Origin of the sequence: Gordonia sp. OPL2 (assembly GCF_003797825.1) — a bacterium.
Classification (GTDB): Bacteria; Actinomycetota; Actinomycetes; order Mycobacteriales; family Mycobacteriaceae; genus Gordonia.
This window is the reverse complement of the sequence record NZ_RKME01000056.1, coordinates 1-6,772: the sequence shown is the minus strand read 5'-3', so window position 1 is coordinate 6,772 and position 6,772 is coordinate 1. Positions and strand designations below refer to the sequence as shown.

General features: G+C 66.3%; 5 protein-coding genes. All 5 read left to right on the top strand.

Going from position 1 to position 6,772, the window contains the following annotated elements:
- Positions 1-226 precede the first annotated feature (226 nt).
- The gene (locus EEB19_RS26200) at positions 227-1,702 is read left to right on the top strand and encodes an FAD-binding protein (protein ID WP_187590265.1); all 1,476 of its coding nucleotides are present in this window, start codon (positions 227-229) and stop codon (positions 1,700-1,702) included.
- Between the two features lie 126 nt (positions 1,703-1,828).
- Entirely contained in the window at positions 1,829-3,421 is a 1,593-nt protein-coding gene (locus tag EEB19_RS26195; protein ID WP_187590264.1) for a molybdopterin-dependent oxidoreductase, read from the top strand.
- 261 nt (positions 3,422-3,682) lie between these two features.
- Positions 3,683-4,768 (top strand): Re/Si-specific NAD(P)(+) transhydrogenase subunit alpha, encoded by a 1,086-nt coding sequence (locus tag EEB19_RS26190; protein ID WP_187590263.1) that lies wholly within the window; start codon positions 3,683-3,685, stop codon positions 4,766-4,768.
- Positions 4,768-5,073: an NAD(P) transhydrogenase subunit alpha gene (locus tag EEB19_RS26185; protein ID WP_187590262.1), complete on the top strand. Its 306-nt coding sequence runs from the start codon at positions 4,768-4,770 to the stop codon at positions 5,071-5,073. The genes EEB19_RS26190 and EEB19_RS26185 overlap by 1 nt, the downstream gene beginning before the upstream one ends.
- Positions 5,070-6,581, top strand: a complete 1,512-nt coding sequence (locus EEB19_RS26180) for an NAD(P)(+) transhydrogenase (Re/Si-specific) subunit beta (protein WP_187590261.1) — start codon at positions 5,070-5,072, stop codon at positions 6,579-6,581. The genes EEB19_RS26185 and EEB19_RS26180 overlap by 4 nt, the downstream gene beginning before the upstream one ends.
- Positions 6,582-6,772: the final 191 nt, after the last annotated feature.

Genomic DNA, 6,772 nt, shown 5'->3' with positions numbered 1-6,772 from the left:
CCATCGAACCCCGAGACGTCGCCTAACCAAACACCGGCCAACCAGGGTCGCAACCACCGACCCCATTCCAGCATGCCCCAGGGGGTCAGCTACCCAACTCACCTCACCGAACTCTTCGGATCAGGGACCGGGTTGGGGGCGACGTTGCCTGAGGAGGGAGCCTGCGACCGTCACGAAGGCAATGAGGAACTAGAACATGTTCTAGTCCATCGTCTACCCTGTGACCATGGCAGGAACTGAGATCCCGGACACGATCGCGCTGGACTCCGTGGAGTCGTTCTCGGACGAGGTCGATGTGCTGGTCATCGGGTGTGGCGTGGCCGGTGGGAGTGCCGCGGTGGAGGCCGCGTCGGCGGGTGCGAAGGTCCTGGTCCTCGAGCGGGCCGCAGCGGCCGGCGGGACCAGCTGTATGGCCGGAGGGCACTTCTATCTGGGCGGTGGCACCGCGGTGCAGCAGGCCACCGGGCATGAGGACAGTGCCGAGGAGATGGAGAAGTACATCACCGCGGTCTCCCGTGACCCGGAGCCGGACAAGATCCACGCCTACTGCGTCGACAGCGTCGACCACTTCAACTGGCTGGAGTCCCTCGGGTTCAGCTTCGAACGCAGCTTCTATCCGGAGAAGGCCGTCATCCAGCCGCAGACCCAGGGGCTGATGTTCACCGGCAACGAGAAGGTGTGGCCGTTCAAGAACATGGCCACGCCTGCGCCGCGCGGGCACAAGGTCCCAGTGCCGGGTGACACGGGTGGCGCATCCATGGTGGTGGAGCTGCTCGTCAAACGACTCACCGAACTCGGTGCCGAGATCCGCTACGAGACCGGGGCGCGACAACTCGTCGTCGACGGGTCCGGACGCGTCGTCGGCGCGGCCTGGCGGACGCCGGGCGAGCAGGGGGTCATCCGCGCGAAGTCGGTCGTCATCGCGGCCGGCGGGTTCGTGATGAACGAGGAGATGGTCGCGCGCCATGTGCCGCACGTCGCCGAGAAGCCGTTCACCCTCGGCAGCACCTACGACGACGGGCTCGGCATCCGACTGGGCGAGTCGGTCGGCGCCGCGCTCAAGCACATGGATCAGGCGTTCGTGACCGCCCCGATCTACCCGCCGAGCATCCTGCTCACCGGCATCGTGGTGAACAACAACGGCGATCGGTTCGTCGCCGAGGACTCGTACCATTCGCGGACATCGGGATTCGTGATGGATCAACCGGATTCGGCCGCGTTCCTGATCGTCGACGAGGCACACATGGAGCGTCCGGAGGTGCCGCTGATCAACCTGATCGACGGCTGGGAGACCGTGGCGGAGATGGAGTCCGCGCTCGGCATCCCCGAGGGCCGACTGCAGAAGACCCTCGCCGACTACAACGAGAACGCCGCCCGCGGCGAGGATCCCGATTTCCACAAATCGGCCGAGTTCCTCGCGCCGCAGGACCACGGTCCGTGGGGTGCCTTCGACCTCAGCCTCGGTAAGGCGATGTACTCGTGCTTCACCATGGGCGGCATGGCGACATCGGTGGACGCGGAAGTTCTCGACGCCGACGGCGCGCCGATCGTCGGGCTCTATGCCGCCGGCGCCTGTGCGGCCAACATCGCGCAGGACGGCAAGGGATACGCAAGCGGTACGCAGCTCGGCGAGGGGTCGTACTTCGGCCGGCGCGCCGGTCGGCATGCTGCGCAGCGGTCGTCGGAGGCCGCACAAGCCTGAGGCCGCCCGACAGATCCCGTCAGCACCCGCTGGACCGGCGCCGTCGGAAGCCGCCCGCGTGAGGCTCATGCACCCACGCGGCCACCGCCGCCGACCGCCGGATCCGAAACCGAGGTATCAAGGAGTGTGACCTCGACCTCGCCCGCATCCCTCCGTCTCTGGCCGGCGGCGATCGCCGGTGTGGTCGCTGTCGGCGCCGGTCTCGCGGGTGGGGAATTGCTCGCGGTCACCGTCGATCCCAACGCCTCACCGTACGTCGCCGTCGGGTCCGCCGTCGTCGACCACAGTCCGGCGGCGGTCCGCGAGTTCGCGATCAACACCTTCGGCACGTCCGACAAGGTCGCCCTGTTCACCGGGATGACCTTCCTGATCGTGATTCTCGCCGCCGCCTGCGGTGTCGTGCAACGACGATGGCCGCCGGCCGGAACAGTGATCATCGGACTGTTCGGGGTGGTCGGCGCGCTGGCCGCGCTCGGCCGTCCGGATGCCGTGTGGACCTTTGCGATTCCGTCGGTCGGGACCGCGTTGATCGCGATCGTCGTGCTGAAGGTGCTACTGGGGATGCTGCCCGGGGCAGTATCGCCGGCCGGCACGTCGCCGCAAGACCGCGACACCATCTCCGACGACGGCGCGGGCATGTCGAGCGGGCCGGCCGTCGGCCGACGCTTCGTGCTGACCGCGGGTGGGGTGGCGGCGCTCGCGGTCGTCGTCGGCGTGATGGGACGACGCATCCTCGCCGACACGGCACGCACCGTCGCCGACCGGACGAAACTCGTTCTGCCGAAACCTCGTTCAGCTGCTCCGCCGGTGCCGCCGGCGACCGACATCGGGGTGCCGGGTGCCACCCCGTTCGTCACGTCCAACGCCGACTTCTACCGCATCGACACCGCGTTGCAGGTGCCCAATCTGACGACCGCCGACTGGTCGCTGCGCATCCACGGCATGGTCGACAACGAGATCCGCATCGGGTGGGACGAACTGCTCGCGATGCCGATGACCGAGCGGCTCGTCACCCTGACGTGCGTGTCGAACGAGGTCGGTGGAGACCTCATCGGCAACGCGCGCTGGCTGGGCGTGCCGATGTCGACGTTGCTCGAGCGCGCGGGCATCCGGCCGCAGGCGGACATGCTGCTGTCCACCAGCTCCGACGGCTGGACCTGCGGCACACCGGTCTCCGCCGTGACCGACGGACGCGATGCACTCCTGGTGGTGGGGATGAACGGCGAGCCGCTGCCACTCGAACACGGCTATCCGGTCCGGCAGGTGATCCCCGGACTCTACGGCTACGTGTCCGCGACGAAGTGGGTCGTTGACTGGGAGCTGACGCAGTTCTCGAAGGCGCGGGCCTATTGGACCTCACGCGGGTGGTCGGCGCTCGGCCCGATCAAGCTCGCCTCCCGGATCGATCGGCCCGACTCGCGATCCGAGCATCCGCGCGGTGACGTCGTCATCGCCGGCACCGCCTGGGCCCAGCACACGGGCGTGCGCGCCGTCGACGTCCGTATCGACGACGGGCCCTGGCAACCGGCCGACCTCGCGGAGCAGTACTCGACGGACACGTGGCGCCAATGGCGTTTCACCTGGGCCGCGTCCCCGGGCGAGCACACCGTCGCCTGCCGTGCGATCGATGCTGACGGTCGAACGCAGGTGGAGGATTACGCCTCGCCCGTCCCCGACGGTGCGACCGGTCTCGACACCCGGACCTACGCGATCACCTGACTCAGGCGAACCGGATCCCTGGACACCAGACTAGACAAGTGTCCATTGTTGGTGGAACATGTTCCGTCAAGGGATAAGTGAGCAATCTGACTGCATCGACCCTGGCAGATGAGGTCATGCTATGTTCGTCGCACGTTTTTTGTGAGCCGGATGACAATGCACCGTTCCGGCCCATCGCACCGCGATCCGACTGCGATGGAAGGCGACCGCTGGGTCCGGTCTGCCAGGTGCGTACCTGACCATGAACTAAGGGTGAGAACTATGAGTGTGGGTGTCGTGCGCGAATCCGCCCAGGGAGAGCGTCGGGTGGCGTTGGTCCCGAAAGTGGTGGGTTCGCTGGTCGGAAAGGGTGTCCCGGTCGTCGTCGAGTCGGGCGCCGGTCTGGAGGCGTTGATCCCGGATGAGCAGTATGTGGAGGCCGGCGCCACGATCGGTGATCCGTATTCGGCGGATGTGGTGGTGCGGGTTGCGCCGCCGACCGATGACGAGATCGGCAAGCTGCGCAACGGCCAGAAGCTGATCGGTTTCCTGGCACCGCGTAACGCCGACAACCAGATCGGCGCGCTCAAGGCTGCGGGTGTGGAGGCGTACGCGGTGGAGGCGATCCCGCGTATCTCGCGTGCGCAGGTGATGGATGCGTTGAGTTCGCAGGCCAATGTGTCGGGCTACAAGTCGGTGATCGTGGCGGCGGATCTGTCGACCCGGTACTTCCCGATGATGACCACGGCGGCGGGCACGGTGAAGCCGGCGACGGTGTTGGTGCTCGGTGTGGGTGTGGCCGGTCTGCAGGCGTTGGCCACGGCCAAGCGCCTGGGCGGTCGCACGACGGGGTATGACGTGCGTCCGGAGGTGGCCGAGCAGGTGCGTTCGGTCGGGGCGCAGTGGCTGGATCTGGGTATCGACGCCGCCGGTGAGGGTGGGTATGCCCGCGAGCTGACCGACGATGAGCGTGCCCAGCAGCAGCAGGCGCTCGAGGATGCCATCAAGGGTTTCGACGTGGTCATCACGACGGCGCTGGTGCCGGGGCGCCCGGCGCCGCGGTTGGTGACCGCGGCGGCGGTCGAGGGGATGAAGGCCGGCAGTGTGGTGGTCGATCTGGCCGGGGAGACCGGTGGCAACTGCGAGTTGACCGAGCCCGGACAGACCGTGGTCAAGCACGACGTGACGATCACCTCGCCGCTGAATCTGCCCGCGACGATGCCCGAGCATGCCAGCGAACTGTATTCGAAGAACCTGTTGGCGCTGTTGGAGTTGATGCTCGACGACAACGGTGATCTCACACCGGATTTCGACGATGAGGTGCTCGCCGGGGCGTGCGTCACCCGTGACAAAGAGGCGGTGGCCTGATGTACAACGAACTCCTCGCGAACGTGGCGATCCTGGTGTTGGCCGGGTTCGTGGGCTTCGCGGTGATCTCCAAGGTCCCCAACACGCTGCACACGCCGCTGATGTCGGGTACCAACGCCATCCACGGCATCGTCGTTCTCGGCGCGCTCGTGGTGTTGGGTTCGCTGCCGGCGGACGCGAATTGGGGTGTGCGCATCATTGCGTTCGTCGCTCTCGTGTTCGGAACGCTCAACGTGGTCGGCGGTTTCGCGGTCACCGACCGCATGCTGGGCATGTTCAAGGGTAAGAAAGAGGCCGCCAAGTGACTACGTCTGTGCTGCATGTGGCGGCTGATTCGGCCGGGCAGGTGTCCGAGGGTCTCGGGTATGGCGTGACCGTCCTCTACATCGTGGCGTTCTCGCTGTTCATCTACGGTTTGATGGGGTTGACCGGCCCGAAGACGGCGGTGCGCGGCAACTGGATCGCCGCAACCGGTATGGGTATCGCGATCGTCGCGACGCTGCTCGGGGTGTACAACAACGCCGGTGATGCCGGAGTGCCGTCGATCAACTGGGTGTTGATCGTCGTCGGTCTGTTGCTGGGTGTGGTGCTGGGTATCCCGCCGGCGCTGAAGACGAAGATGACCGCGATGCCGCAGTTGGTGGCGCTGTTCAACGGTGTCGGTGGCGGTACGGTCGCGTTGATCGCGTGGGCGGAGTACATCGAGACCGACGGGTTCACCGCGGTCGGGGAAACCCCGGACGTGCATGTGATCGTCGGATCGCTGTTCGCCGCGATCATCGGGTCGGTGTCGTTCTGGGGTTCGTTGGTGGCATTCGCCAAGCTGCAGGAGATCATGCCCAAGGGGTTGGAGAAGACGTTCGTCTCCAACGCCAAGCTGTTCCAGTTCGCCAACATCGTCCTCGCGGTGGTGGCGGTCGTGGTCGCGATCATCATCGGCGTCTCGGCGGATTCGACCGACGCCACGCCGTGGTTCTGGATCGTGCTGCTGCTGGTGGCGGCCGGGGTGATGGGTCTGTTCGTGGTGTTCCCGATCGGTGGCGCCGACATGCCCGTGGTGATCTCGCTGCTCAACGCGTTGACCGGTCTGTCGGCCGCGGCGGCAGGTCTGGCGCTGAACAACCAGGCGATGATCGTGGCCGGCATGATCGTCGGCGCGTCGGGTTCGATCCTGACCAACCTGATGGCCAAGGCGATGAACCGGTCGATCCCGGCGATCGTGTTCGGCTCCTTCAGTGGTGGCGACGATGCCGGTGCCGGCGGCCCGGGAGCGGCCGGTGGCACGGTGAAGGCGACCTCGGCCGCCGATGCCGCGATCCAGATGGCGTATGCCAATCAGGTGATCGTGGTGCCCGGGTACGGCTTGGCGGTTGCGCAGGCCCAGCACGCGGTCAAGGAGATGGCGGCGCTGCTCGAGGGCAAGGGTGTCGAGGTCAAGTACGCGATCCATCCGGTCGCAGGCCGGATGCCCGGACACATGAATGTGCTGCTGGCCGAGGCCGATGTCGCCTATGACGCGATGAAGGAGATGGACGACATCAACGGTGAATTCAACCGCACCGATGTCGCGATCGTCATCGGCGCCAACGACGTCACCAACCCGGCCGCCCGTAACGATCCGAGCAGCCCGATCCACGGCATGCCGATCCTCAACGTCGACGAGGCACGTTCGGTCATCGTGCTCAAACGGTCGATGAGCTCCGGGTACGCGGGCATCGAGAACCCGCTGTTCTACGGCGACGGCACCAGCATGCTCTTCGGCGACGCCAAGAAGAGCGTCGACAGCGTCATCGAAGAACTCAAGGCGCTGTAACGGACTGCGGCTCCCCGGGTGTCACGACAGATACCCGCACTTGGTCAATCCACCTTGGTTCACACGGTATTTGTCAACCTGTCTGAGACAGGACCTGGTTCTGTTTCTGTTTGTTGTTGATGCCGACGATGCTGGGGACTTCAGGTGCCCGGGGTGGGTGCCGGTAGCGCTGCGGGTTGGCTGCGTAGAGG

Bases quoted from the DNA above. Each gene is read 5' to 3' on its own strand.
- EEB19_RS26200 (WP_187590265.1), top strand. From the start codon at position 227: ATGGCAGGAACTGAGATCCCGGACACGATCGCGCTGGACTCCGTGGAG.
- EEB19_RS26190 (WP_187590263.1), top strand. From the start codon at position 3,683: ATGAGTGTGGGTGTCGTGCGCGAATCCGCCCAGGGAGAGCGTCGGGTG.
- EEB19_RS26185 (WP_187590262.1), top strand. From the start codon at position 4,768: ATGTACAACGAACTCCTCGCGAACGTGGCGATCCTGGTGTTGGCCGGG.